Origin of the sequence: uncultured Porticoccus sp. (assembly GCF_963975625.1) — a bacterium.
Taxonomy (GTDB): domain Bacteria; phylum Pseudomonadota; class Gammaproteobacteria; order Pseudomonadales; family Porticoccaceae; genus Porticoccus.
This window is the reverse complement of record NZ_CAXBHS010000010.1, coordinates 74,921-101,165: the sequence shown is the minus strand read 5'-3', so window position 1 is coordinate 101,165 and position 26,245 is coordinate 74,921. Positions and strand designations below refer to the sequence as shown.

At 51.5% G+C, this 26,245-nt stretch carries 22 protein-coding genes; 4 read left to right on the top strand and 18 right to left on the bottom strand.

Translation table 11 applies throughout. From position 1 onward, the window contains the following. Positions 1-18: 18 nt before the first annotated feature. The 17 genes from dnaE to rpsB form a co-directional block, all read right to left on the bottom strand. On the bottom strand, positions 19-3,513 hold the full coding sequence (gene dnaE / locus AACZ64_RS10300; protein WP_339640019.1) for a DNA polymerase III subunit alpha: 3,495 nt from the start codon (positions 3,511-3,513) through the stop codon (positions 19-21). A 55-nt stretch (positions 3,514-3,568) separates the two neighbouring features. Next, positions 3,569-5,080 carry a wax ester/triacylglycerol synthase family O-acyltransferase gene (locus AACZ64_RS10295; RefSeq protein ID WP_339640017.1) on the bottom strand — a complete coding sequence of 504 codons (1,512 nt, stop codon included), beginning with the start codon at positions 5,078-5,080 and terminating at the stop codon, positions 3,569-3,571. 263 nt (positions 5,081-5,343) lie between these two features. Continuing rightward, the gene (rnhB, locus tag AACZ64_RS10290; protein ID WP_293615621.1) at positions 5,344-5,955 is read right to left on the bottom strand and encodes a ribonuclease HII; all 612 of its coding nucleotides are present in this window, start codon (positions 5,953-5,955) and stop codon (positions 5,344-5,346) included. Beyond that, complete coding sequence (lpxB, locus tag AACZ64_RS10285; protein WP_293615620.1) at positions 5,952-7,103, bottom strand: lipid-A-disaccharide synthase; 1,152 nt, start codon at positions 7,101-7,103, stop codon at positions 5,952-5,954. The genes rnhB and lpxB overlap by 4 nt, the downstream gene beginning before the upstream one ends. Before the next feature lie 3 nt (positions 7,104-7,106). Further along, on the bottom strand, positions 7,107-7,883 hold the full coding sequence (gene lpxA, locus AACZ64_RS10280) for an acyl-ACP--UDP-N-acetylglucosamine O-acyltransferase (protein ID WP_293615619.1): 777 nt from the start codon (positions 7,881-7,883) through the stop codon (positions 7,107-7,109). Between the two features lie 3 nt (positions 7,884-7,886). Continuing rightward, positions 7,887-8,324, bottom strand: a complete 438-nt coding sequence (gene fabZ / locus AACZ64_RS10275) for a 3-hydroxyacyl-ACP dehydratase FabZ (RefSeq protein WP_293615700.1) — start codon at positions 8,322-8,324, stop codon at positions 7,887-7,889. Positions 8,325-8,364: 40 nt separating this feature from the next. Further along, positions 8,365-9,381, bottom strand: coding sequence for a UDP-3-O-(3-hydroxymyristoyl)glucosamine N-acyltransferase (lpxD, locus tag AACZ64_RS10270; protein WP_293615618.1), 1,017 nt, complete (start codon positions 9,379-9,381; stop codon positions 8,365-8,367). Between the two features lie 33 nt (positions 9,382-9,414). Next, positions 9,415-9,945, bottom strand: coding sequence for an OmpH family outer membrane protein (locus AACZ64_RS10265; RefSeq protein WP_293615617.1), 531 nt, complete (start codon positions 9,943-9,945; stop codon positions 9,415-9,417). Between the two features lie 30 nt (positions 9,946-9,975). Then, entirely contained in the window at positions 9,976-12,330 is a 2,355-nt protein-coding gene (bamA, locus tag AACZ64_RS10260; RefSeq protein WP_293615616.1) for an outer membrane protein assembly factor BamA, read from the bottom strand. A gap of 40 nt (positions 12,331-12,370) precedes the next feature. Next, entirely contained in the window at positions 12,371-13,726 is a 1,356-nt protein-coding gene (gene rseP / locus AACZ64_RS10255; protein ID WP_339640012.1) for an RIP metalloprotease RseP, read from the bottom strand. A gap of 77 nt (positions 13,727-13,803) precedes the next feature. Beyond that, the gene (gene ispC / locus AACZ64_RS10250) at positions 13,804-14,997 is read right to left on the bottom strand and encodes a 1-deoxy-D-xylulose-5-phosphate reductoisomerase (protein WP_293615257.1); all 1,194 of its coding nucleotides are present in this window, start codon (positions 14,995-14,997) and stop codon (positions 13,804-13,806) included. Next, positions 14,984-15,826, bottom strand: coding sequence for a phosphatidate cytidylyltransferase (locus tag AACZ64_RS10245; RefSeq protein ID WP_293615256.1), 843 nt, complete (start codon positions 15,824-15,826; stop codon positions 14,984-14,986). Before AACZ64_RS10245 ends, ispC begins: the two co-directional genes overlap by 14 nt. Beyond that, the gene (gene uppS / locus AACZ64_RS10240) at positions 15,819-16,577 is read right to left on the bottom strand and encodes a polyprenyl diphosphate synthase (RefSeq protein ID WP_293615255.1); all 759 of its coding nucleotides are present in this window, start codon (positions 16,575-16,577) and stop codon (positions 15,819-15,821) included. Before uppS ends, AACZ64_RS10245 begins: the two co-directional genes overlap by 8 nt. Positions 16,578-16,602: 25 nt before the next feature. After that, entirely contained in the window at positions 16,603-17,160 is a 558-nt protein-coding gene (gene frr / locus AACZ64_RS10235; RefSeq protein ID WP_293615261.1) for a ribosome recycling factor, read from the bottom strand. Continuing rightward, positions 17,153-17,890, bottom strand: coding sequence for a UMP kinase (gene pyrH / locus AACZ64_RS10230; RefSeq protein ID WP_293615254.1), 738 nt, complete (start codon positions 17,888-17,890; stop codon positions 17,153-17,155). Before pyrH ends, frr begins: the two co-directional genes overlap by 8 nt. 75 nt (positions 17,891-17,965) lie before the next feature. Next, positions 17,966-18,829, bottom strand: coding sequence for a translation elongation factor Ts (gene tsf, locus AACZ64_RS10225; RefSeq protein WP_293615253.1), 864 nt, complete (start codon positions 18,827-18,829; stop codon positions 17,966-17,968). 89 nt (positions 18,830-18,918) lie between these two features. Then, positions 18,919-19,677 carry a 30S ribosomal protein S2 gene (rpsB, locus tag AACZ64_RS10220; RefSeq protein WP_293615252.1) on the bottom strand — a complete coding sequence of 253 codons (759 nt, stop codon included), beginning with the start codon at positions 19,675-19,677 and terminating at the stop codon, positions 18,919-18,921. A gap of 263 nt (positions 19,678-19,940) precedes the next feature. Between rpsB and map the strand changes: the two genes are divergently transcribed. From map to nth, 4 genes are read left to right on the top strand one after another with little or no spacing between them, the layout of a single operon-like run. Then, positions 19,941-20,711 (top strand): type I methionyl aminopeptidase, encoded by a 771-nt coding sequence (gene map, locus AACZ64_RS10215; protein WP_339640008.1) that lies wholly within the window; start codon positions 19,941-19,943, stop codon positions 20,709-20,711. Continuing rightward, entirely contained in the window at positions 20,711-23,422 is a 2,712-nt protein-coding gene (gene glnD, locus AACZ64_RS10210) for a [protein-PII] uridylyltransferase (RefSeq protein WP_339640007.1), read from the top strand. The genes map and glnD overlap by 1 nt, the downstream gene beginning before the upstream one ends. A 52-nt stretch (positions 23,423-23,474) precedes the next feature. Beyond that, positions 23,475-24,689 (top strand): succinyldiaminopimelate transaminase, encoded by a 1,215-nt coding sequence (gene dapC / locus AACZ64_RS10205; protein WP_293615249.1) that lies wholly within the window; start codon positions 23,475-23,477, stop codon positions 24,687-24,689. A gap of 3 nt (positions 24,690-24,692) precedes the next feature. Continuing rightward, positions 24,693-25,346: an endonuclease III gene (nth, locus tag AACZ64_RS10200; protein WP_293615248.1), complete on the top strand. Its 654-nt coding sequence runs from the start codon at positions 24,693-24,695 to the stop codon at positions 25,344-25,346. Here nth and AACZ64_RS10195 read toward each other — a convergent pair whose 3' ends face one another. Next, positions 25,347-26,222 carry a CHAD domain-containing protein gene (locus tag AACZ64_RS10195; protein WP_293615247.1) on the bottom strand — a complete coding sequence of 292 codons (876 nt, stop codon included), beginning with the start codon at positions 26,220-26,222 and terminating at the stop codon, positions 25,347-25,349. Positions 26,223-26,245: the final 23 nt, after the last annotated feature.

Sequence of the window (26,245 nt, the reverse complement as noted above, 5' to 3'; positions counted from 1 at the left end):
GAAGTTATGCATACCCGGCTAGAATCGAAGATGAATGCCATTGTTACCCAACAATTCCCTTAATTTGTGCAACAAATCGTCCTCCGGCGATACCGCCCAGTGCTCCCCCAGCATAATTTCTCCCGAGGCGGTACTCGATTGATAGTTGATTCTCACCGGGCAGTTTCCATCACTGAACGGCAACATAATGTCGGCCAGCTGATCGAGACAGGTGCTGCCAAGTTTCTCCTGATTGATATCCAGGGAAATGGCTTTGAGGTAATTGACCCGGGCTTCGAAAAGGTTTCTGACATGATCAGCCCGCATTTTCAGGCCACCGGTGTAGTCGTCTTCAGCGACCTGACCTTCGACTACCAACAAAGCATCCTTCTCAATTTTATCGCGATGGGCCTTGTAGGCATCAGCGAAGATGGCCACCTCAATACGCCCACTGCGATCATCCAGTGTAATCACAGCCATGTTGTCTCCCCGTCGGGTTTTAATGACACGCATACCGACCACCAGACCGGCCACCAATTGGCTCTTCTTATCTGGTTTAAGATCGGCTATACGGCTGTGCACAAAATGCTTCAACTCTTCCAGGTATTCATCAACCGGGTGCCCGGTAAGATAGAGTCCCAGCGTTTCTTTCTCACTCCGCAGGCGCTCCTTGGCACTCAGCCCCCGCTGCTGCTGAAAGCTCTGATAGCCAATTTCCGGGGCACTTTCCCGGGGTGTGTCACCGAATAGGTCTGTCATGCCAGAATCGGTATTACGGGAATTTTGCTCAGCCATTTTCACAGCTTCTTCACTGGCTGCCAGCATCACTGCCCGGCGATAGCCGATCTCTCCCGTTGGTCCGATAGCGTCCAGAGCCCCGCACCGTATCAAAGCCTCCAGGGCTCGCTTATTGAGCTTGTGGCCATCAACGCGGGCACAGAAATCAAACAGGTCGCTGAACGGGCCGCCCTCCTCCCGCGCAGCTATAATGCTGTTGACTGGCCCCTCACCAAGCCCCTTGATGGCACCGAGCCCGTAGATCACTTCATTGTCATCAGAGACAGTAAAGGCAAATCGGCCGCGATTGACATCCGGTGGTAACACAACGAGATCCATCGCCCGACATTCATCAATCAAGGTCACCACTTTGTCGGTATTCTGCATATCGGCTGACAACACGGCCGCCATAAATTCTGCAGGATAATGGGCTTTCAGCCACGCCGTCTGGTAGGCCAGCAAAGCATAAGCGGCGGAGTGAGATTTGTTAAAACCGTAGCCGGCAAACTTTTCAACAAGGTCAAAAATCCTCACTGCAAGCTCGGGATCTATCCCCTGTTGGCGAGCACCCTCTTCGAAAATACTGCGCTGCTTGGCCATTTCTTCGGGTTTTTTCTTACCCATAGCGCGGCGCAACATATCAGCACCACCCAGCGTGTATCCAGCCAGTACCTGAGCGATCTGCATGACCTGTTCCTGGTAGACAATCACACCATAAGTCGGGCCCAGTACCGGCTTCAGCGACTCATGCTGAAATTTTGCATCCGGGTAGGCCACCTGAGCGCGACCGTGCTTGCGATTGATGAAATCATCCACCATACCGGACTGCAGTGGACCGGGCCTGAACAACGCTACCAACGCGACAACATCCTCAAAACAGTTAGGCTCCACCCGCTTGATCAGATCTTTCATTCCCCGGGATTCAAGCTGAAACACCGCGGTCGTTTCCGCACGGCGCATCAATCCATAGGTTGCCGCGTCATCCAGCGGAATGGCGTCAATCGCAATGGGGGGGGTACCGACCTTCGCCAGACGTTGATTGACCATTTTAATGGCCCCGTCAATAATGGTCAGTGTTCGCAAACCGAGAAAGTCAAATTTCACCAGACCCGCTTTCTCCACATCATCCTTGTCAAACTGGGTTACCAACCCCTCGCCGTTTTCATCGCAATACAGAGGCGCGAAATCTGTCAGGGTGGTTGGCGCGATCACAACACCGCCGGCATGCTTGCCCACATTGCGGGTTACACCTTCGAGCTGGAGCGCCATCTCCCAGATTTCCTGAGCTTCTTCATCACTTTCAAGAAACTCTCGCAGGACCTCCTCCTGAGCAATCGCTTTTTCCAGAGTCATTCCGATATCCGGCGGAATCATTTTTGATAGTTTATCTGCCAGGCCATAGGCCTTTCCCTGCACGCGCGCCACATCACGAACAACTGCTTTGGCCGCCATGGTGCCAAATGTGATGATCTGGGAAACCGCATCCCTGCCATAGCGATCCGCCACATAGGCGATCACCCGATCGCGATTATCCATACAGAAGTCAATATCAAAATCGGGCATCGATACCCGCTCGGGGTTGAGAAACCTCTCAAACAGTAGGTCGTATTCAAGCGGATCGAGATCGGTGATGCCCAGCGCGTAGGCCACCAGTGAACCAGCACCGGATCCCCGTCCCGGGCCGACTGGAATATCGTTATCTTTGGCCCACCGGATAAAATCCATGACAATGAGGAAATAGCCGGGAAAGCCCATCTGGATGATGATATCCAGTTCAAAGCGCAACCGGTCAAGATAGACTTGACGTTGAGACCGATAATCCGGAGCAGACGGGTCCAGCAGTCTGCCCAGACGTTTATCCAGGCCGTCGAAGGAGACCTTTTCGAAAAAACTGTCCTTCGTCATACCCTCTGGAATCGGGTAATCCGGCAAAAAGTGCTCACCCAGTTTTAAATCCAGTGTGCAACGTTTGGCAATCTCAACACTGTTTTCCAGTGCTTCCGGCAAATCGGAAAACAATTCGGCCATCTCTTCCGGTGAACGCAGGTATTGTCGATCACTGTAACGTCGCTCCCGGCGAGGATCACCGAGTACTCGGCCCTCGCCAATGCATACCCGCGCCTCATGGGCTTCAAAATGCTCACTGTCAAGAAAGCGGACATCATTCGTTGCCACCACAGGACACTGGTACGTTGTGGCAATGGGTAACAATTCATGGATAAAATTTTCCTCATCCGATCGACCGGTTCTGGTGAGCTCCAGGTAAAATCGATCCGGGAAATCGGCCAGCCAATCCTGCAGCAGCTCTTTGGCATAATCCGACTTACCTGAAAGTATGGCCTGGCCCACATCGCCCAGGCGACCTGACAGAACAATCAAGCCCTCACTTGCCTCACTAATCCACTGGCGTTCAACATAGGGGACGCCCCGGTGCTGCCCCTCCTGGAAGGCTCGTGAAATGAGCTTGGTCAGATTGCGGTAGCCCTGCTGATTCATTACCAGAAATGTGAGGTTGGCAGGCAAACCATCGGGAACCGGGTTGCTCATCTGCAAATCTGCTCCGCAAATGGGTTTAACTCCGACGGCCTGAGCGGCCTGATAAAACTTGACCAGTCCGTAAAAGTTGGTGACATCCGTCAATGCAATTGCGGGCATACCCAGCTTAACCACCTGTTGCACCAGCGGCTTGATCCTGACCATTCCGTCAACCAGCGAATATTCACTGTGCAGGCGGAGGTGCACAAACGATGTTTTCACGTTGGATATTCTCTCCTGTGTTTTGATCGGCACTGACTTCGAACTCTAATCATCTTCAGGAACCGGTTTTGCTGGCATTTGGTTTGCGCTTGGCAGTTTTGGGAATTCTGACCTTACGGATAACCTGTGCACCTGCCTCATCACACTGTTGAGTCGCCGCACAGCGCAGCTCATCCAGAGAGCGCTGCCAACAGTCCTCCATAAACTGGGGATCGGGCAGGATGTCCCTGTCTGACTGGAATGAGACGCTAATGCGACCATCGTAGCTCACGGCGTTGAACATCAGTGTCAGCCCTTCCACCAACGGCGCCAACGCAGACACATAGACCAGCTTCGCCCCACGCATATAAAGTGGACACTGTGGGCCCGGAACATTGGTCATGACACAGTTGCCGATCCCCGCCAGTTTTTTTCGCGACAAATGGCTGTGCGTGGCCATGCCAATACCCAGCGCCATGGTAAAGGATGGCATGTGCCGAGTAATGTCGGTCATATCTTTTGCTCCCTGTGCTTCCTCGAGAGCAGCACTGGTGGACGTATCCCATTGAATCGCTTCAAGCCTCTCCAGTGGGTCAACCACCTGCGTATGTAGCGGCGGTGTCATCACCGCCATGGTTTGTTTGCCTCTGTGGTCTTTTTTGTTCTGTCTGACCGGTACTATCGCGCGCAGGGAATGATACGGCAGCTCGTCTTTGTCTTGCAGGTAATGGTGCAATGCGCCCCCGCACAAGGCCAGCAATACATCATTGACGGTGGCACCATTAACTGCACGCTTGATGGAGCGAACATCCTCAAGGGAAAAATCCACACCACCGAATACCCGGTGAGGACTAACGTGATCTCGATTGAAACGGGTTTCAGGCCTAACAACCGTTTCCTTCGGCTCCATATCCTGTCTCAGGGTTTTCGCGAGCAGTTTTTTGCCAAATGCCGGTAACATGTTGACCAAATCAAAGCTGGTTTCAAAATTATGCCGGGTATTGTTCACCAGGGTATTGACCAGCAGCGTCCCCAATTTCGGCTTTGGCTGTGGTTTCCATTGCCGCTCTACCATTTCTCTACCCGGTTCCGGTGACTTGTCATGGAACAAGCCAGCCAGATCAATGGCCGCCGCACCGTCCACAGCACAGTGATGAATTTTGGTATAGATAGCGAACGAGCCCTTGGGCATTGAGGGAATATTGTCCAGACCTTCTATAACATACATCTCCCACAAGGGCCGGGACATATCCAGGGGCCGGGAGTGCAATCGGGCAGCGAGGATGCAGAATTGTCGCCAATCCCCAGGCTTTGGTAACGCAAGATGCCGAACATGGTATTCGAGATCAAAATTTTCATCATCCACCCAGTAGGGATGATCAACATCCAACGGCATTCTCATTAAGCGGGAGCGGAAGACGTGTGATATATCCAGGTGTTCCTCGATATGTTGCAATATACTTTTGAAACGAACCGTTCCGGTTTCAGCAGTGGATTGATCATAAATATAGAGCAACCCCAGATGTCCGGGTGTAGAGGGTGTCTCAGCGTAGAGATAAACCGAATCGTGACCACTTAACTGTTTCATTGAAATTCCCGTATTAAAGCCAATATATCAACTGGGGATTGACCAGCAGCGATAGTCATAGGGATTTTGCGGGCAGACAAGCACTTCTTTTGTAGGCTATTGCCACTTTCCAACCAAATAGGTGGCGGGCGTGGGCAGGCCTGCCTGGCTCTAGAAATAAAATTACGGTGGTTACCTACTTGCGTGCTGCCCCCTAGCATAGCAAAAAATCCCGCTTCGCAGAGTCCGACAGCCGATATCGATCTGGGAAGATTCACTGACGATCAGGTCAACACGCCCTGACGGGCTGACAATAAACTTTTTACCGGTTCAAAAGATTTTCGATGAATTAGGCAAGGGCCCAGCAAAGCAATAGCCTCGCGGTGCGCTCTGGTTCCGTATCCTTTATGGGAGGCAAAGCCGTACCCCGGAAAAGCTTGCTCCGCCAGACACATTTCAGCATCGCGACAGACCTTTGCCAATATAGATGCCGCGCTGATTGCCGGAACTTTATCATCGCCGCGGACAACCGCTTCAGCTGCATAACCCCAGTCTGGGAGCCGGTTTCCATCGACGGCCACATACTCAGGTCTCAGTGTCAGACCATCGACTGCCCGCACCATGGCCATCAGGGTAGCGCGAAGAATGTTGTATTGGTCAATCTCGTCCACAGAAGCTCTGGCGACATACCAGCTGAGCGCTTTTTCCCTGATCTCCTCAGCCAACTGATTTCGACGGGTAACAGAAAGCTTCTTGGAGTCGGCCAGACCAGCCACTGGCCTGCGGGGATCGAGAATCACGGCAGCCGTAACAACATCGCCTGCCAGTGGCCCTCGACCAACCTCATCGACCCCGGCCAGCAATTTCCCCTGATAACGAAGCTGGTAGCCAGTCATCGCCCGCGTTTCTCCAACAGGTCCACTAATGCCTGTGCCGCGGCTCGGTTGCCACCGTGGCGAAGCGTTTGGTGAAGCTCAGCAAATCGGTGTTGCAGCGCTAGAACTTTTTTCTCGTCCAGGAAATACGTCAACACGGCTTCGCTTAGATTATCCACAGTGGCCTTATCCTGAAGCAGCTCTGGCACCAGTGTTTCCGACGCAAGCAAATTCGGTAACGATACCCAGGGAACTTTCAGCATTCGGGAAACCAGTGCATACGTCCATTTACCCAGACGGTAACTCACTACCATGGGCTTGTTGAGCAACATTGCTTCTAATGTCGATGTGCCGGACGATAACAGCACCACATCTGCCGCGGCCATGGCCAGATGGGATTGGCCTTCGAGCAACGTGACCGACAGCGCAGGGTAATCATTCAGCAGGGCATTTAACTGTTCCAGACGGTCATGGCTGGCGGCGGGGACAACCAGGTGCAAACCGGGCAACTGCCGACGACAGCTTTGTGCCACCTCAAGGAACAGTCGACCCAGAGAATCGACTTCAGAGGCCCGGCTACCCGGCATCAATGTCAATATACGACCGGCTTCCGGAAGATTGAGCGTCTTGCGGGCCTGTATGCTGTCTGTAACGAGAGGGATTTCCTCGGCGAGGGGGTGGCCGACAAAAACCACCGGGACATCATGCTGTTGATAGAAGTCTGCTTCAAACGGCAGAAGTGTCAGCATTAAATCCACGGCACTGGCTATTTTTTTAACCCGACTCTGACGCCAGGCCCAAACGGAAGGGCTGACATAATGTGCCGTCAACAATCCCTGTTGCCTGAGTTTTTTTTCAAGCCCCAGGTTAAAGTCCGGAGAATCGATACCCACCACCAGATCAAATCGGTTGTTGGTAAAGTGTTGATAGAGATGGCGACGTATCCCGAGTAATTCAGGCAACCGTTTCAGTGGCTCAATGAAGCCCATAACTGACAGACGATCCATAGGGTATAAAGAGCGGAAACCCTCGAACAACATCTTATCACCACCAATGCCCTCAAATTGTGCATCCGGGTAGTGTAATTTTAGAGATCTGATGAGGCCCGCACCCAATTGATCGCCGGATGACTCCCCGGCAACCAGTCCAATTTTCAGGGGTGATGACATGGGCTAACGAAGAATACCGCGTGAAGAGGCGCGAACAGAGTCAACCAGTAGTTTTACCGCAGGCTGCTCCCTGGCCAGGCTGTTCAGTAAATCAATAGCTTCCTGCAGGCCATACCCCTGCCGGTAAAGAATTTTGAAACCCTGTTTGATGGCCGCAATCGCTGCCCTGTCAAAACCGCGCCGTTTGAGTCCTTCAACATTGATGGTTCTCGCCTCAGCTGGTGAACCAGCTGCCATGACATAGGCGGGCAGATCCTGAGTTAGGTAGGCGGCAGCACCGGTAAAGCTATGGGCACCAATGGACACGAACTGATGGATCAGCGCATACCCGGAAATAATCGCCCAGTCACCCACGTGAACATGTCCCGCCAAAGACGCATTATTGACCAGGATACAGTTGTCACCTACAACACAGTCGTGACCTATATGTACATAGGCCATCAACAGGTTATTGCTTCCAATTGAGGTTAGGCCCTTGTCCTGAATGGTACCCCGATGGATAGTCACGCCCTCCCGAATGATGTTGTTATCACCAATTTTTAGACGGGTCGGTTCACCTTTGTACTTCAGGTCAGGCGTATCTTCGCCAATCGTCGAGAACTGAAAAATTCGATTGTTTTCGCCAATCGTAGTCAGACCCCGAATCACCACATGGGAATGAATCACCGTGCCAGCCCCGATAATGGTATCGGGGCCAATCAAGGTCCAGGGGCCGACCTGAACGCCTTCACCCAACACAGCGGAGGGGTCAATAATGGCGCGGGGATCAATGAGAGACATAAGCTAATAGGTTTTCAGGGCGCATAAAATCGTCGCCTCGCAGGCCAGTTCACCGTCAACTGTTGCGCGGCATTTAAATCGCCAGATTGTCCGCTTGACGGAATCAACTTGGGCCTCAAGCATCAACCTGTCCCCTGGAATCACTTGCCGTTTAAAGCGGACCCCATCAACGCCAGCGAACAAATACAGTGCGTTGTCATCCGCATATTTATCCTCAGTTACGAACCCCAACACACCGGCAGCCTGAGCCATGGCTTCAATAATCATCACACCGGGAAAAATCGGGACGTTGGGAAAATGTCCGTTAAACACTTCTTCATTGGCGGTAATATTTTTGTAGGCAAGAATCCGCTTTCCTAGATCAAGCTCTACCACCCTGTCTATCAGTAGGAAGGGGTAACGGTGCGGCAACCGCTTCTTTATTTCAGTAATATCCATCAGCTTTTCTCAATATTCTACAGGGCGACAATAACAGTGGCGGCTATAATTTTTTTTCCAGCTTCCTGACTCGCTGAGCCAGGTCATCCAATTGGTTGAACCGAACTGCATTTTTTTTCCATTCACGGGTTTTACTAAACATTGTGCCGGATGAATATGAACCTGGCTCTAGGAGCGATTTTGTCAGTATGGTTCCACCGGTTAAATGGGAGCCGTCACAGAGTGTGATATGGCCCACACAACCGGCTCTGCCGGCAAAAGTACAGTTTTTTCCGATAATTGTACTGCCTGATATGCCGGTGAAGGCTGCCATGGCAGTATTTTCGCCCACCTGAACGTTATGAGCTATCTGAACGTGGTTATCTACAATAACACCATCTTTAATAACCGTATCAGCAAGTGCACCACGATCTATGGTAGTACAGGCACCTATTTCGACATTGTTGCCAATCACAACACCACCAAGCTGATGAATTTTGATCCAGCGCCCCTGATGTTGAGCAAAACCGAAACCATCCGCACCGATAACGGCACCACTGTGAACCGTCACAAAGTTACCCAAGACAACACTGTGATAGATACTGACATTAGCGGCAATTCGACAGTTTTCGCCAATCGCGACGTTGTTATCGATAATGGTACCGGCGCCAATCCGGGTGTTGGCACCGATCTTTACGCCTTCACCAATCACCGCTAACGGGCCAATCGATGCGCTTGGATCGATATTGGCACAGTCCGCCACAACAGCGCGGGGATGGATGCCCACGGCGGCAACCGGTGCGCGATCGAATAAGGCGGTTGCCAATGCATAACCGAGATAGGGGTTAGCTACAATCAGCATTTGGCCGGAATAGCATTCCGCCATTTCCGAACTCAGGATGACGACCCCGGCCTTTGTTCTCTCCAAGTCTTGGCGATAAGCGCTGTTGGCAAGAAACGCCAATTCATTCGCACTTGCCAGACGGAGTGTGTTGATACCGGAGATGCGGAAATCATTGTCGCCGCACATGTCGGCACCAATATGCTCGGCGATATCCTTAAGAGAATAACTGACTGTCACCCTCAAGAACCCTCTATTTGATAATCAACAGACTTACTTTGTCTTTTTATTCAAGCGATCGGTAAGCTTGTCAGTGATATCCAGTGAGGGAGCCGCAGTGACCACAGCCTCAGCGTTGATCAATAATACGATCCCTTCCTCATCGACGACTTCCTGGAGAGCCTCGGCAGCTTTTGGACGCAATTCCTGAACAATACTGTTCTGTAGATCTTTTTGGTCCGCCTTGATTTTTCGGGTTATCAGCTCCAGGTCGGCACGGTAGTATTCCATTTTCTTCTGTGCCTCTTCTGCTTGCTCCTGTGACCAAGTCATGCTTTTGCTGTCAACTTCCTGTTTCAGTGACTTCATGTCGGCAACCGTACTCTCATATTTTGCTTCAAGACCGGCGTAATCCGACTCACCCTGCTTCTGTTTCAGGCGGGCCTTGGCCACATCAGTGCCAAAGATTGCCCTGCCAAAATCCACAATGGCAATATTACCCTCCGCCGCATTGCCTTCAGCCGAAAATGCAGAGACGCTACACAGGGCGACGGTGATAATGAATAACTTTTTTACTAGGCGCACATCTATTCTCCATTCGTTTTAATTAAATTATCAGAAAGTCTGGCCAAGCTGAAACTGAAAGACTTCACGCTCGTCCTCTTCGCCAGCATTCAGCGGGAAGGCGATACTGGCCGTTATGGGCCCGAAGCCACTGATCCAGGTGCCGCCGATACCCACCGAGTAACGGAGTTCACCGACATCCGGTTCCTGACAGAAATCTTCATCTCTGTCACCGCAGTCAGTATCAAAAACATTACCCGCATCAAGGAAAACAGCCGCCTGCAAAGATCGCTGGTCCTTGATAAAGGGAACAGGGAACATGACCTCTACACCGCCAGCAACCAGTACGTTACCACCAAATGGGTCATCGTCCGTTTCACAGGTACTCAGGTCATTAGCATCTGCGCAATTGAAGGGATTTACCGAGATATCTCGTGGGCCAAGTGTATTGTTCTTGTAGCCGCGCACTGAACCATTACCACCCCCATAGTAATGTTTGAAGAACGGAAATACCGAGGTGCCACCATAGCTCTCACCGTAACCTACATCGGCCCGCACTCGCATGGTAAGTGAAGAAGTCAGTGAGCGGTAATGTTGCCCTGCATAGGATGCCTTGTAATATTCCAGATCACTTCCGGGAATAGCCAGCTCTCCAGTCACCCTGTGAGAGGTCCCCGTGGTTGCGAGCCTGCCACGGTTAAGGGTGGAATAACCCCAGGATAGGCTGGTCGTAAAAGTATTAAAATCCTCGCCGTTCCGGTCAATAAATTCCTTTACCCCTTCAGAGGCAAATGCCCCCTCATCAATTTTCAGGTTTTCGAAGCCAAGGCCAAAACCGACGCTTGAAATCTCGGATATGGGGTAACCAAACGTCAGGTTGCCACCAAAGCTGTCCGTGGTGAAACTGGACAGATTCACCTCACCATAATCGGTCTTGCGGTAAAAAACCCCAAACCCCGCAGAGATTCCATCCCGGGTAAAATAGGGGTCAGTGGCACTAAAAGAGAAGTTGGTGGAATATTGACTACGGTTGACACCTATTCCGACATTGTTGCCGGTACCGAGAAAATTGCGCTCCTGAATATTGCCACCGATCACCAAACCGTAGGTTTGGGCAAAACCCAGACTCGCGCCAATACTTCCCGACGGCTGCTCTTCTACCGTGTAAACCACATCAACCTGGTCATTCGTGCCCGGTACCTGCTGGGTATCTACGGTCACTTCTTTAAAAAAGCCGGTACGGTTCAGACGGGTTTTGGACTGCTCTATTTTCCTGGTCGAGGCAGATGCACCCTCCATCTGCCGCATCTCACGACGCAAGACTTCATCCATGGTTTTAGTGTTACCACGAAACTCAATCCGTCTCACATAGGCACGCTTACCGGGATTGACAAAGAATGTCACCGTTGCGGTTTTGTCATCCTCATTAATCTCTGGAGAACCGTTAACCTCTGCAAATGTGTAGCCCTCGTTACCCAAACGCTGGGTAATGAGCTCTGATGTATTGGTCATCGACACTTGGGAAAATGTCTGTTCTTCTTTCAGCATGACGAGACGGCGAATTTCAGTCTCGGACACAATCAGGTCACCGGCCAGCCTGATTTCATCCACCGTATAAATATCACCCTCATTGATATTCACTGTAATAAAGACCGATTTGCGATCCGGACTGATGGTGACTTGCGAGGATTCAATACTAAACTTCAAATAACCGCGATCAAGATACCAGGATTCAACCCGCTCAATATCACCAGCCAGTTTTTCTCTGGAGTATTTGTCATCGCCAAACATCCAGGAAAGCCAATTCGTGGTTTTCAGTTCGAACAACCCCAGCAACTGATCTTTTTCAAAAGCACGGTTACCAACAATGTTGATTTTTTTGATTGAAGCGACCTGGCCTTCGTCCACAACAATATTGATAGCAAGACGATTTCTTGGCATTTCCTGAAGATCAGTAGTCACTTTCGCGCCATATCTACCCTGTGACACATACTGACGTTCAAGCTCTTGGGACATCCCGTCAAGAATGGATTGGCGAAATATCTGCCCCTCGGCCAGACCATTATCCCGCAGTGCTTTTAGCAGTTCTTCTGTTGGTATGGCCTTGTTGCCTTCCATCGTTATTTGAGCGACAGCGGGTCGCTCCTTGACAGAAACAATCAGAATGCCACCATCTCGCGATATACGAATATCGTCAAAATAGCCCGTGCGAAAAAGCGCCCTCGTGGCACGGCGTACCGTATCGTCATCGACCAGATCGCCTACACTGAGCGGCATAGAAGCAAACACGGTGCCGGAAGATACCCGCTGCAAACCATCGATACGAATATCTTCGACCTGAAACACTTCTGCTCGAACCGAGACAGCCAGGAAAAAAAGGCACAACAATAGATAAAAGTGTTTCATTGGAGACTGATTTTCTCTCGATTCTTGTTGGTTACAGCAGCTACAGCCGCATCAGATCATTGTAGAGGGCGAGCAACATCAACCCAATCACTAGGAACATCCCAATCCGGAAGCCAATCATCTGGATTTTTTCGGACACCGGTTTCCCTTTTATTGCTTCTATCATGTAATACATCAGGTGCCCCCCATCCAGAACCGGGATGGGGAGCAAATTCAAAACACCCAGGCTAACACTGAGAAAGGCCAAAAATCCGAGATAGGCCGTAAACCCGTATTGGGCAGAAGCGCCCGCCACTTTAGCAATGGTGATGGGCCCACTCAAGTGTTTTGAGGAAATCAGTCCTGTCAGCATCTTTTTTACCGAGTCGAGTATCAACACAGACATATTCCATGTCTGCTCGACACCCCGACCGAGCGCCCCAAACAGGCCGTAATCAGTTTTTCTGACCATATGCTCAGGCCATTCCGGCATGCGGACGGACATACCCACCTGACCTATTGCCTTACCATCATCGTCATTGACCTGATTGGGCACCAGGTTCGTTGTAAAAATGTCCTCACCTCTCTGCACACTGAGCTCAATGGCAACAGCCGGTCTGGCCCGGACATAATTTACCCAACTGATCCAGTCGCCCATGACGGTACCATCGGCCTCTAATATTCTATCGCCGGCAACCAGACCCGCCTGATCTGCCGGACCACCGGAAGTAATTTCCTCGGCAACAGGAAGAATTGGAGGCGTGTAGAGCGTCAGCCCCAGTCCGCCGATAGGGTCTGGCTGATCGGCTTCCATCAACCAGGTTTCCAGCTGGCCTCGATACTCATAGGTCTGGATCGTATCAGGCTGTTTAGCCGTAAAGCTTATTGAACCCGTTTCACCGATCCGGCCGACCAACTGCTCATTCAGTGCTTGCCAGGTAGGCGTAGGCTTGCCATCGACTGCAACAATTTCCTGGCCCTGCTGCAAGCCCGCGCGCTCCGCCACTGAACCCGGGGTAACCGAATCAATAACTGGCGCCATACCGGTAACGCCCAGGCTGTATATCAACCAGTAGACCAGAATGGCCAGCACAAAATTCGCCGCTGGGCCGGCAATAACCACGGCCATCCGCTGCCAAACGCTCTTTTGAGTAAACGCATAGGGCAAGTCTTCAGCAGCCACATTACCCTCACGTTCATCCACCATCTTCACATAACCGCCGAGAGGCAACGCGGCAATGACAAACTCTGTACCCAATTTATCGTGCCAACGGACCAGCGGTGTGCCGAATCCGACGGAGAAACGCAATACCTTGACACCACAGCGGCGGGCTACCCAGAAATGGCCGAACTCATGAAAGGTGACCAGTATCCCAAGCGCCACCAACATGAAAAAAATTGTCTGGAGTAAATCCATTCTTGCTTCCTGAAATAGATGTTTTTTGCCATTTCTGTATGCTGGCAATTCTGCTTGCTGTAAACCTAATCACAGTACTAACGTGTTGAACGGATCAGTGTTAAGGCAACTTCTCGGGCTTTTGTGTCGAGCTGTTGGACATGCTCAAGAGAATCCAGTTCAGACACTTCATGCTTTTCAAGCGTATCGGCAACGATACGAGCAATATTGATGAACGAAAGCTGTCCCTGCAAAAATCCTTCGACTGCAATTTCGTTTGCAGCATTCAGGACTGTCGGAGCACTGCCCCCTTCTTTTGCCGCCTGTATTGCAAGCCCCAGACAGGGAAAGCGCTTTAAGTCTGGCGCCCCAAAATCCAGTCTGGCGGTAGCAATGATATCCAGGCTGGCAACCCCTGATTCAATACGTTCGGGCCAAGCCAACGCATGTGCTATTGGTGTACGCATGTCAGGATTACCCAATTGAGCAAGTACCGAACCGTCTACATATTCCACCATGGAGTGAATAACACTCTGCGGGTGAATAACAACATCAATGTCATTGGGCGAAAGACCGAATAACCAGCATGCCTCGATCAACTCCAGTCCTTTATTCATCATCGTCGCTGAATCTACGGAGATTTTCCTGCCCATCTGCCAATTGGGGTGTGCACAGGCCTGATCTGGGGTCACTGCTGCCAATTCATTCAGAGGCATACGGCGGAAAGGCCCACCAGAGGCAGTGAGTAGAACTTTCCTCACACCACATTGTTCAGATGGGTCATAACCCTTGGGTAAACACTGAAAAATGGCATTGTGCTCACTGTCGATTGGCAACAGGATGGCACCGGACTTCTGCACAGTATCCATGAATAACTGGCCGCCCATCACCAGCGACTCTTTATTGGCCAGAAGCACTTTTTTTCCGGCTCTGGCCGCTGCCAGGGTTGGCAATAATCCAGCGGCACCCACAATGGCAGCCATGACCACGTCAACCGCTTTGGCTGAAGAAACCTGGCAGAGTCCTTCCACCCCCCAGAGAACTTCAGTTCCGATCTTCCAACTGTGTAACTGTTCACGCAGTTGAGCAGCGGCATTTGCGTCAGCAACCACCGCAAAAGGCGGCTTGAAACGCCTGCACTGTTCAGCCAGCTCAGCAATCCGACTACTTCCACTCAATGCATAAACGCCGAACCGGTCGGGGTGTCTTGCCACAACATCAAGCGTGCTTACACCGATAGAACCTGTGGCACCGAGAATCGTCAGTTGCTGCATAGTGTCAAAACCAGCCATTACTGGATGCGCTTATTAACGCAAATACTGGCAAGGCGGCGGTCAGACTGTCAATCCGGTCAAGCAATCCGCCATGACCGGGAAGTATGTTGCCACTGTCTTTTATACCCCGGTGACGTTTAACCATACTTTCCAGCAAATCACCCAGGACAGACGAGAGCACCGTTGCCAGCACCGCAAACCCCAGTAACAGCCAGTGGCCAAACTCCAAACCAAAACCGACCCCTATCGCGATGACAATAGGTACATTTGCCAGAACACCGCCAAACAGCCCTTCCCAGGTTTTTTTGGGACTGACATGAGGAGACAAAGAATGCCTACCAAAACGACGCCCACTGAAGTAGGCGCCAATGTCGGCTGTTGCCACAAGCACTACGACGAGGCAAACAAGCCATGGGCCCTGGTCGAGATGAATGAGCATAACCGCAGCGACCCAGGTGGGAACCAACACGAGCAGCCCCATAATGGCCCTCATCCACCGGCTACCCCAGAGAATAGCGCTGGATGGATACCCCTGCACCCACAATAATGCGATGGCCCACCAGGGAACAGTGTATGCCAGGATTGTCTGGCCAGCATTAAAGTCCAGGGCTGATGCCGCAGGAAAATCAATCAGGAAGGCTGACAGCGATAACACGATCAATACGAGGCAGAGATAGGACAGTCGTCGCAACAGACAGGAAAACCCACTCAGGTTGGACCACTCCCAAGCACCATAACCAACGAGGCAGGCGATAGCCAGAGAGAAACCGGTCGGACTCAGCAAAAACAGTGCTACGAAAAAAACGACAGCGATGGCAATACCTGTGGTGATGCGCTGCCTAAGCATGTCGTTGGCCAACCTCTGACCCGGTTTCCCGTTTACCAAAACGTCGTTGCCGACGATGGTACTCATCAATGGCTCGGTCAAATGCCGGTCCGTCGAAATCCGGCCAGTAACAATCGGCAAAATAAAACTCAGTATAGGCCAAGTGCCACAACATAAAATTGCTGATTCGCTGCTCCCCCGCTGTCCGGATACAAAGATCCGGAGGTGGCAAATCTGTCAACGACATTTGCCTGTGCATCAACTGCTCGGTAATGTCTTCCGGCTTTAGCATACCCTGCTCAACCAAGCCCGCCAGTTTTCTGGCGGCCTCAGTAATCTCCCATCGACCACCATAATCAACCGCCAGCACCAATGTCTGCTTACCCGCCGAGGTCAATGCTTCACTTTCAGTAATCAAATTGTTTAACCGGGCACTGAAATTGTCACGGCGACCGATAAACCGCAGTTTGATACCCCGTTCAACCAGTTGCCGCACTTCTTTTTTTAGGTAGGAGGTTAATAGCGCCATCAGGGCGCGGACTTCAAGATCAGGGCGTTTCCAGTTCTCACTACTAAAAGCAAACAAAGTGATCACGTCAACGTTGTGTTTCTGACAGGCATCCAGCACATCGCGAACCCGGTTAACCCCGATTTCATGACCGGCGCTTCCGGGTAAGTCCCGCATGGCAGCCCAGCGATTATTACCATCCATGATAATAGCCACATGCCGCAACGGATGAACCTTTTCAGGTTCCTTGCTAGACGATTTCATACTTGAACAGACAGCGATCCAAAGATCAGACTTCCATCAAATCGACTTCTTTGGCGGCCAGCGCTTTATCCACCAATTGGATATACTTATCGGTTATTTTCTGAATACTCTCATTGGCACGCCGCTCATCGTCTTCACTGATATCTTTTTCCTTGAGCAAGTCTTTGATGTCAGACATCACGTCACGTCGAACATTGCGAATAGATACACGGGTCAATTCCGCCTCTGATCTGGCCTGCTTGGTAAAACCTTTGCGCGTTTCTTCCGTCAATGCCGGCATCGGTATCCGGATCAACTCGCCGGTGGTAGATGGGTTCAACCCCAGGTCAGACTTGATAATCGCCTTTTCAACCTCCGGCACCAGTGACTTTTCCCATACAGAAACAGACAAGGTACGTGCGTCCAGCACGTTGACATTACCAATTTGATTTAGTGGTGTCTCAACACCGTAATAAGACACGGTCAAACCATCCAGCAAGCTAGGATGGGCACGGCCCGTGCGAATTTTATTGAAGGCATGGCTCAGCGCTTCGACACTTTTCGCCATGCGCGATTCAGCATCCTTTTTTAGATCATCAATCATCAAAACTTTCCTCAATCAGGGTTCCCTCATCACTGCCGACCACAATGTTCAGCAGAGCGCCAGGCTTGGACATACGGAATACCCGCAGTGGCATATGATGCTCACGACACAGGCATATTGCCGTGAGATCCATTACCGCAAGCTTTTGCTCAATAACCTGGTCGTAAGTGAGACGACTGAACATTGTAGCCGCAGGGTCTTTCATTGGATCCGCAGAGTATACCCCGTCCACTTTCGTTGCCTTCAATACGATACCGGCATCAATCTCAATCCCCCTGAGACAAGCTGCAGAGTCCGTCGTAAAAAACGGGTTGCCTGTTCCGGCAGCAAAAATTACCACATCACCGCTTGTCAGGTAACGCATGGCCGTACGGCGATCATAATGCTCGACCACGCCACTCATTGGTATGGCTGACATAACCCGGGCAGATATATTATTTCGATCAAGGGCATCGCGCATCGCCAGACCGTTCATCATAGTGGCCAGCATACCCATGTGGTCACCAGTAACCCGCTCCATACCCGCTTCATGCAGCGCTGCACCGCGGAACAGATTACCACCGCCAATCACCAGCCCCACCTGAACGCCGATCCCTATTAACTGACCGATTTCAAGTGCCATGCGATCCAGCACTTTTGGGTCTATACCAAACCCTTCTTCGCCCATCAATTCCTCGCCGCTGAGTTTAAGAAGTATCCGTTTGTACTTTTTGTCTCTCGAACCGGGCATAGGAAATGTTCTCCATGGGTAAACTGACAGGGATCTATATGATAACGGGGGCCCTGGCCCCCGTCGTCGCCTTAATTACTTGGCAGAGCCGACCTGTGCTGCCACTTCTGCGGCAAAGTCAACTTCTTCTCGCTCGATCCCCTCTCCGACTTCAAAGCGGGTAAACGCGAGAACTTCAGCACCGGCATCCTTCAACAATTTGCCAACTTTCACATCGGGATCTTTGACAAAGGGCTGAGCAACCAAGCTGGACTCGGCAAGGAACTTGTTGATTCGGCCCTCGATCATCTTCTCGATAATTTCTTCTGGCTTACCGCTCTCTCTGGCTTGCACCGAAAAAATTTCGCGTTCTTTGGCCAGCAACTCCTCAGGCATGTCCTCAGGGTTTACCACTTGAGGGTTGACCGCAGCCACATGCATGGCAATGTCTTTTGCCAGCTCGGCACTCCCACCGGCAATGGACACCAACACACCAATACGGTTGTTATTGTGCACGTAACTGCCAACCACTGGGGCCTCTTGCAGAATCACCCGACGAACCGAGATGTTTTCGCCTATTTTCTGAACCAGCGCCTGACGAACCTCTTCCACGTCATTGGCCAGTGCAGCAGCATCCGTCTGCTTATCGGCAAAAGCTTTCTCGACCACCGAGCTGACAAATGACAGGAAGTTGTCATCGCGAGCGACAAAATCCGTTTCACTGTTGATCTCGACCAACACACCATAGCTGTTGTCATCGGCCACTTTAATGGCAACAACCCCTTCAGCGGCGGTACGACCGGCTTTTTTCGCAGCCTTCAGACCACTTGACTTACGCAGATCATCAATCGCTTTTTCGATATCCCCGTTTGCTTCCACCAGCGCTTTTTTACATTCCATCATGCCCAACCCAGTGCGCTCACGCAGCTCTTTCACCAGGGATGCAGAAATTGCTGACATCGGTTCATTCCTCTCAATCATTTTAATTAAATTGGAAAAGAGGGGCAGGCCCCTCTTTTTAACAGTGCCCGTAGATATAAAGCAGCTGTTTATTCGCCAGCTGATTCCGTAGTGGCCTCAGCTTCTACCACCTCGACAAATTCATCTTTATTGGTGGCGTTTGCTGACTGGGCCTTTCCCTCAAGAATTGCATCGGCAACAGCGCTGGTATAAAGCTTGATGGCACGAATGGCGTCATCATTACCAGGGATCACGTAATCCACGCCGTCCGGATTACTGTTGGTGTCAACGACACCAATGACGGGAATGCCCAGTTTATTGGCTTCCTGGATAGCAATGCGCTCGTGATCCACATCGATCACAAACAACATATCGGGCAAACCGCCCATATCCTTGATGCCACCGATAGAGCGCTCGAGCTTCTCCATGAGACGTGTTCTCATGAGTGCTTCTTTTTTAGTCAGCCTGTCGAATGTGCCATCCTGACTCTGAGTCTCCAGTTCACGGAAGCGGCGAATGGACGCACGGATTGTTTTGTAGTTGGTCAGCATGCCACCGAGCCAGCGATGACTGACATAGGGCATACCGGCGCGCTCGGCTTGTTCAACAATTGCCTTTTGTGCAGCACGCTTGGTACCAACCATCAGTACTTTATTGCCGTTGGCGGCAACTTGACGAACAATTTCCAGCGCATCGTTAAAGGCGGGAACCGTATGTTCAAGATTGAGAATATGAATTTTATTGCGGGCACCGAAAATGAATTTATCCATTTTGGGATTCCAGAAGCGGGTCTGGTGGCCAAAATGGACACCGGCCTGCAACATGTCACGCATGGTCACAGTAGTCATAATAATATCTTCCTGGTTAGGGTTAAACCTCCACATATCCCACCGGTCAACCCGTTTTGCGGGCACCCAGACCGATGTGTCGATACGTGTGTGTCGTTAGGATTGCGTTACGCCAAAAAACCATTGGCTTCAGGGCGGTGCGCTTTATACCACAAAAGGAGACTTTATTGAAGACGAAACCGCTATTTCAGGGGAATCTGCCACTGGTTGAGACAATCCGATACAATGCGCTGTTTTGATCCTTGGCAACGGAACAGATAACTATGGCAGTCACACTGAAAACCGCCGAAGAACTGGAGAAAATGCGCGTGGCAGGCCGACTGGCCGCCGAGGTGCTGGAAATGATAGAACCCTACGTGGTGGCCGGCGTCTCTACTGGGGAACTGGACAACATTTGCCACAATTACATGGTCAATGAACAACACACCATTCCCGCCCCGCTCAACTATCGCGGCTTTCCGAAATCCATCTGCACCTCGGTCAATCAGGTAGTCTGTCACGGGATACCTTCGACAAAGAAAGTGCTGAAAAACGGCGACATACTCAATATTGACATCACTGTGATAAAAGATGGTTACTTCGGCGATACCAGTAAAATGTTTTGCATTGGTGATGTACCGGAGCATGCCGTGCGCTTGATCAAAGTGACTCAGGAATGCCTTTACAAGGCGATCAATATTGTTCGCCCCGGCATCCGGCTGGGTGATATCGGTCATATCATTCAGCAACATGCCGAAGCCAACTATTACAGCGTTGTCCGAGATTACTGCGGACACGGAATTGGTACAGAGTTTCACCAGGACCCCCAAGTGCTTCACTTTGGCAAACCGGATACTGGCATGACGCTCCAGCAAGGGATGACATTTACCATTGAGCCGATGCTGAATGCTGGCAAACACCAAACCAAGCTGAAGAAAGACGGCTGGACGGTCGAAACCCGGGACGGCCGCTTATCCGCTCAATGGGAACATACGCTCGCAGTCACCGCTGATGGCGTTGAAGTACTCACGGCACGCACCGATGAGCAGTGGTAATGAACAGACACGTAAAACCACTACTTTTTTTTGACGAACGCCGTTTCCGGGAAGACCTCAATAATTGCAACCCCATTCCCGTCTTCAAGAATGCCATCGCCGCTGCCAACTCGCATTTCAATGCCCGGTTTCATGAGGGCGAACAAACCGCCAACCTGATTGCTGAACGCGCCGGTTTCATGGACCTTATCCTGCGACATGCCTGGGCACAATTCGATTGGGGAAAAAATATCTGTCTGATCGCAGTGGGTGGTTACGGCCGTGGCGAGCTCCACCCGCAGTCGGATATTGACCTGATGCTGCTGATCAGACGCGGCAACCCGAGACGCCACCAGCGCAGTATCGAAGGCTTTCTCACCTTTCTCTGGGATATTCAGCTGAAAATTGGTCACAGCGTGCGCTCTCTGTCGGAATGTGTTGCCGAAGCCCGGTTTGATATCACTATCGCCACCAACCTGATGGAAACCCGCACCATTGCCGGCGACGAAAAACTCCGTCTCGCCATGGTCAAAAAAACCGGCCCGAAGCGTATTTGGCCGGATAAGCAGTTTTTTCGTGCCAAATGGGATGAGCAGATCGAACGGCACAACAAGCACGGCAATACCGAATACAATCTGGAGCCCAACATCAAGGAGGCCCCCGGTGGCCTGCGCGACATTCAGATGATCAACTGGGTAGCCAAGCGACATTTTAATGTCGAGTCACTGGAAGAACTGGTTGGCAGGGATTTCCTCACACCGGAGGAATACCTGCAGCTGAAACGGGGCGAAGCTTTTTTGTGGAAAGTTCGCTACGGTTTACACCTCATCGCGGAACGCCCCGAAGAAAGGCTACAGTTCGACTATCAGCGTAAGCTGGCCGCAATGTTCGGATATCATGACAGCGAAGAGCGTCTCGGCGTAGAGAAATTCATGCAGCATTACTATCAGGTCGTACTCTCCATGCGGGAGCTAAACGATGTCATGTTGCAGTATCTCGATGAAGCGATTCTGCGAAAAGACAAGGCAAAGAATGTTTATGCACTGAATGATCGGTTCCAGGTTCGCGACAACCATATCGAAACACTCGGTGAGTACATTTTTGCCAAATACCCTTCTGCCCTGCTGGAGATTTTCTGCCTGCTGGGTGAGAACGACAAAATTCTGGGCATTCGCGCCGCCACAATCCGCCAGATCCGCCAGCACCGCAAACTGATCGGCGACGATTTTCGCAATGAACCGCAAAACAAGGCCCTGTTTCTTCGATTACTCCGCTGCCCTCATAAAATGAGCACTCAACTCCAACGCATGACCCGCTACGGCATTCTGGGACGATATTTGCCAGAGTTTGGGCAAATTATCGGTCAGACCCAGCACGATCTTTTTCACCGTTACCCGGTAGATGCGCATACCCTCCAGCTTATCAAGAATATGCGGTTGTTCGACCGACCGGAGGTGGCAGAAGAATTTCCCGTCGCCGCACATATTTATAAAAACCTGCCGAAACCTGAACTGGGTTTCATTGCCGGGCTTTACCACGACATTGCCAAGGGGCGAGGCGGAGATCACTCAGCGCTGGGCGCCATGGATGCCGCCGATTTTTGTCGCAGACACGGTTTGCCCAGCGAAGAGATAAAATTGATTGCCTGGCTGGTGGAACATCACTTGCTGATGTCAAACGCTTCACAGCGCACGGATATTTCCGACCCGGACGTTATTTATAAATTTGCCAAACTGGTCGGCAACCAACTGCAATTGGATTACCTGTTTGTTTTAACCGTCGCCGATATCACCGCCACCAACCCAACTCTCTGGAACGCCTGGAAAGCAGCGTTGATGCATCAACTCTACTCCGAGACCAAGCGAGCGTTACAACGAGGGCTGGAAAATCCGGTTGATCGAAGCGTTTGGGTGGACAGCAACCGACTGTCCGCCATTACCCAACTGGCCGAATTGGGGATTGACGAGGAAAGTGCCCGCGCAATCTGGGGAAATGTCGATGACGAGTTCTTCCTCAGGGAACGGGCCGATGATATTGCCACTTATACCGCAGCCATCGCCGCACAGGGCAACAGCTCGGACCCGGTTATTTTAATACAGGACGCCGGTGTAGAAGTGCCGATTGCCACGCAAATTTTTATTCATACCAAAGGGATCAATAACGTATTTCCTACCACTGCGGCTACGCTCGATCATCTTCAGCTAAACATCCAGGATGCCCGCCTGCATCGGGATACAGAAGGCCATACCTTTGACACTTTTTATGTGTTGAACGAGAACAACGAACCCTTCGGGCAAAAAACCGACATGCTGATCAAAATCCAGCGAACCCTCTCAGAAACCCTGAAAAACCCTACACCCGCCATGTTCAACGTGAACAGGCGAACACCCAGGCACCTCAAACACTTTACAATGCGTACCATCGCCAGCATCAGCAATGATATCGGGAAGAGTGCGACCATTCTGGAAGTTATCACGCCCGACCGTCCCGGGCTGCTCGCACATTTAGGCAGAATTTTTATGCAGTTTCGTCTGCGACTATTGAGCGCCAAAATTGCGACCCTTGGCGAGCGGGTGGAAGATGTATTTTCACTGGTCGATATGGACTATCAGCCACTTAGTGACGCGGCATTCTGCGAACAATTGCGCGATACCATTTGCCGGGAACTGGATGCGCGCAACAAGGAAGATATTGAAGGGGCCCCGTTGCAAAAGATGAAGCTGTGGCAATAGCAAACTGCACACTCACTCTGCCATCAACTGCTTACGATAAACCGATGATCGTATGAACATTGACCTTAACAAGCTACACCCCTACCCCTTTGAGAAACTCAATGCTCTCAAATCGGGCATTTCACCACCAGCAGTACTCACCCACATTGCGCTATCTATCGGTGAGCCAAAACACCCACCGCCGGAGTTCGTCAGGGAGACACTCGCCAATGCCCTGGATAAACTCTCGGCCTACCCACTGACCAAGGGCCTGCCGGAACTCCGTGGGACGATAGCCGAATGGCTGTGTCAACGCTTCAGTCTTCAGACAGTATGCCCAGAAACTCAGGTGCTACCGGTCAATGGCACCAGAGAAGCGCTGTTTGCCTTTGCCCAGGTGATCATAAACCGTAGTCACGAACCGGTGGTGATGAGCCCCAATCCGTTTTACCAGATCTACGAAGGGGCTGCCCTGCTCGCTGGCGCGAGGCTGCATTTTCTCAACTGCACAGAAGGCAATGCTTTTTGCCCGGACTGGGCATCCGTTTCACCGGAGATATGGCAGCAGTGCCAACTTATTTACATTTGCTCACCGGGCAACCCATCCGGCGCAGTGCTGGACATCGATACATTACAGTCACTAATTCAACTCGCAGATCAATACGATTTCACCATTGCCAGCGATGAATGTTATTCAGAGATTTACCCCGATGAAAATCACCCACCGATCGGTTTGCTGGAGGCTTGCGCACAAATGGGTCGTCACAACTATGATCGTTGCGTGGTCTTTCACAGTCTGTCAAAACGCTCCAATTTACCGGGCCTGAGATCCGGATTTGTCGCCGGTGACAGTCGTATCCTGGCAAATTTTTTGCGCTACCGCACCTATCACGGCTGTGCCATGCCAGTCCCGTCGCAACTGGCCAGTATTGCCGCCTGGCGCGATGAGCAGCATGTGCGCGACAACCGTCATCAATACCGGCAGAAATTTGCGATATTCAGAGAAATCCTCGAACCCGTACTGCCATTAAGCATGCCGGATGCCGGCTTTTATTTGTGGGCAGATACCCGCGCAGCAAACATTGGTAGCGATGAAGACTTTGCCAGGGAACTGTTCAGGCAACAGCATATTACTGTTCTGCCCGGCCGCTATCTGGCGCGCACAGCTGATGGCATCAATCCGGGAGAAAACAGAGTACGTATGGCGCTGGTGGCACCTCTGGAGGAATGCAGAGAAGCAGCCATGCGCATCCGCAGGTTTGTTGAAGCCGCTCAACAGAGGGGCTGAAACATGCTCAAAAAAGCTCGGGCAGGGTTTATCCGCCATAGGCTGGATGAACTGTATCCAAACCCGCCAATTCCCCTTGTCCACCAGGACGCCTTTACTCTGCTGATAGCCGTGCTTTTATCTGCTCAATGTACTGATGATCGGGTCAACCAGGTGACACCCACACTGTTTGCATTAGCCGATAATGCCCAGGCCATGAGCCAGGTTTCACAACGGCAGGTATATGACATTATCCGCCCCTGTGGTCTGGCACCCCAGAAGTCCAAAGCTATTGTAAACCTCTCGAAGATACTGGTGGATGAGTACGACGGAGAGGTACCTGAAGATATCGCAGCGCTGGAAACGCTGCCCGGCGTCGGCCACAAAACGGCCAGCGTGGTCATGTCCCAGGCCTTTGGCCACCCCGCTTTTCCGGTTGACACTCACATTCACCGTCTCGCCCAACGCTGGGGATTGAGCAACGGCAACAGCGTGGTGCAGACAGAAAAGGATCTGAAACGGTTGTTTCCCAGAGACAGTTGGAACGCTCTGCATCTACAGATCATTTATTACGGCCGCGAACATTGCCCCGCCCGCAGCTGCAATGGGCTGAGTTGCGACATCTGTAAAACCTGTTTTCCCAACCGGAAGCGACCCATCAAAACCCGCAAGGCCTGATCAAGATACAATCTTGTGCCAACGTTTGGTCAACCACGCGGCATAATGACCTGTACGACGCTTGAACAAGGACTCAGCCAGATCATCAGCATCCTGGAACAGTTGCCGCTGCCGCCGGGCAATTAGGGCCTGCAATGACTGTTCAGCGGAGGCCACCCTCGCCAACTGCACTTTTAATACGGTCAGGTCGTGATGGTCGCCCAACAGATCGCAGAGTGTCTCTAACGAATTCAGCTGTGCTTTGGGTGGTGGACAGAGCAGCGAGATCAGCCGTAGTTGATACCAATAATACTTGACGCATTTGCGCCAGTGGTGGCAATCATCGTCATCACCACTGTGCCGCGCCCGCTGCCAACTGCGTCGTGACGCAGCATAGCTTGTAACCAGAGCTTTGAGCAAAACATCTGCGTCCAGGGTCGGCTGCTCCGCCTGCTTGTACCGACGGAGAAACTGCCCCAATTGATCGGATACCAACTGTGACTGGATCATTGCCTGGGCTATCGTCTCCGGCTGTTGCAATACCAGCTGCCGCTCCAGTTGATCAAAGGTAAAGGTCGTGGTATCGACCAGCCCGTGATTGTCGGCACGCAGTGACAACAGGGTTTGACTCATGACCTCGGTATCGCGGAGGACAGACAGCCTGGCAGAGAGGTCGCGAAAGAATTGGTTGCCCTGGCGGAAGGTCACCTTATCCGCTGATTTCAGTAATCTGTAACAGGCACGCAGGCGTTTAAAGCATTTGCGCGCTTCGTGAATGCCTTCTAGCTGTTTTGAGGTCAGAGACCGCAGTTGTTCCCGCGCCAATCTCGTTTGCTGGAGGACGACACGGTTAAATTCTGCACTTAGATCCCCTTCCTGGAAAACAAAATTATCCATGAAAATCCGTAACTTTTCAGGCA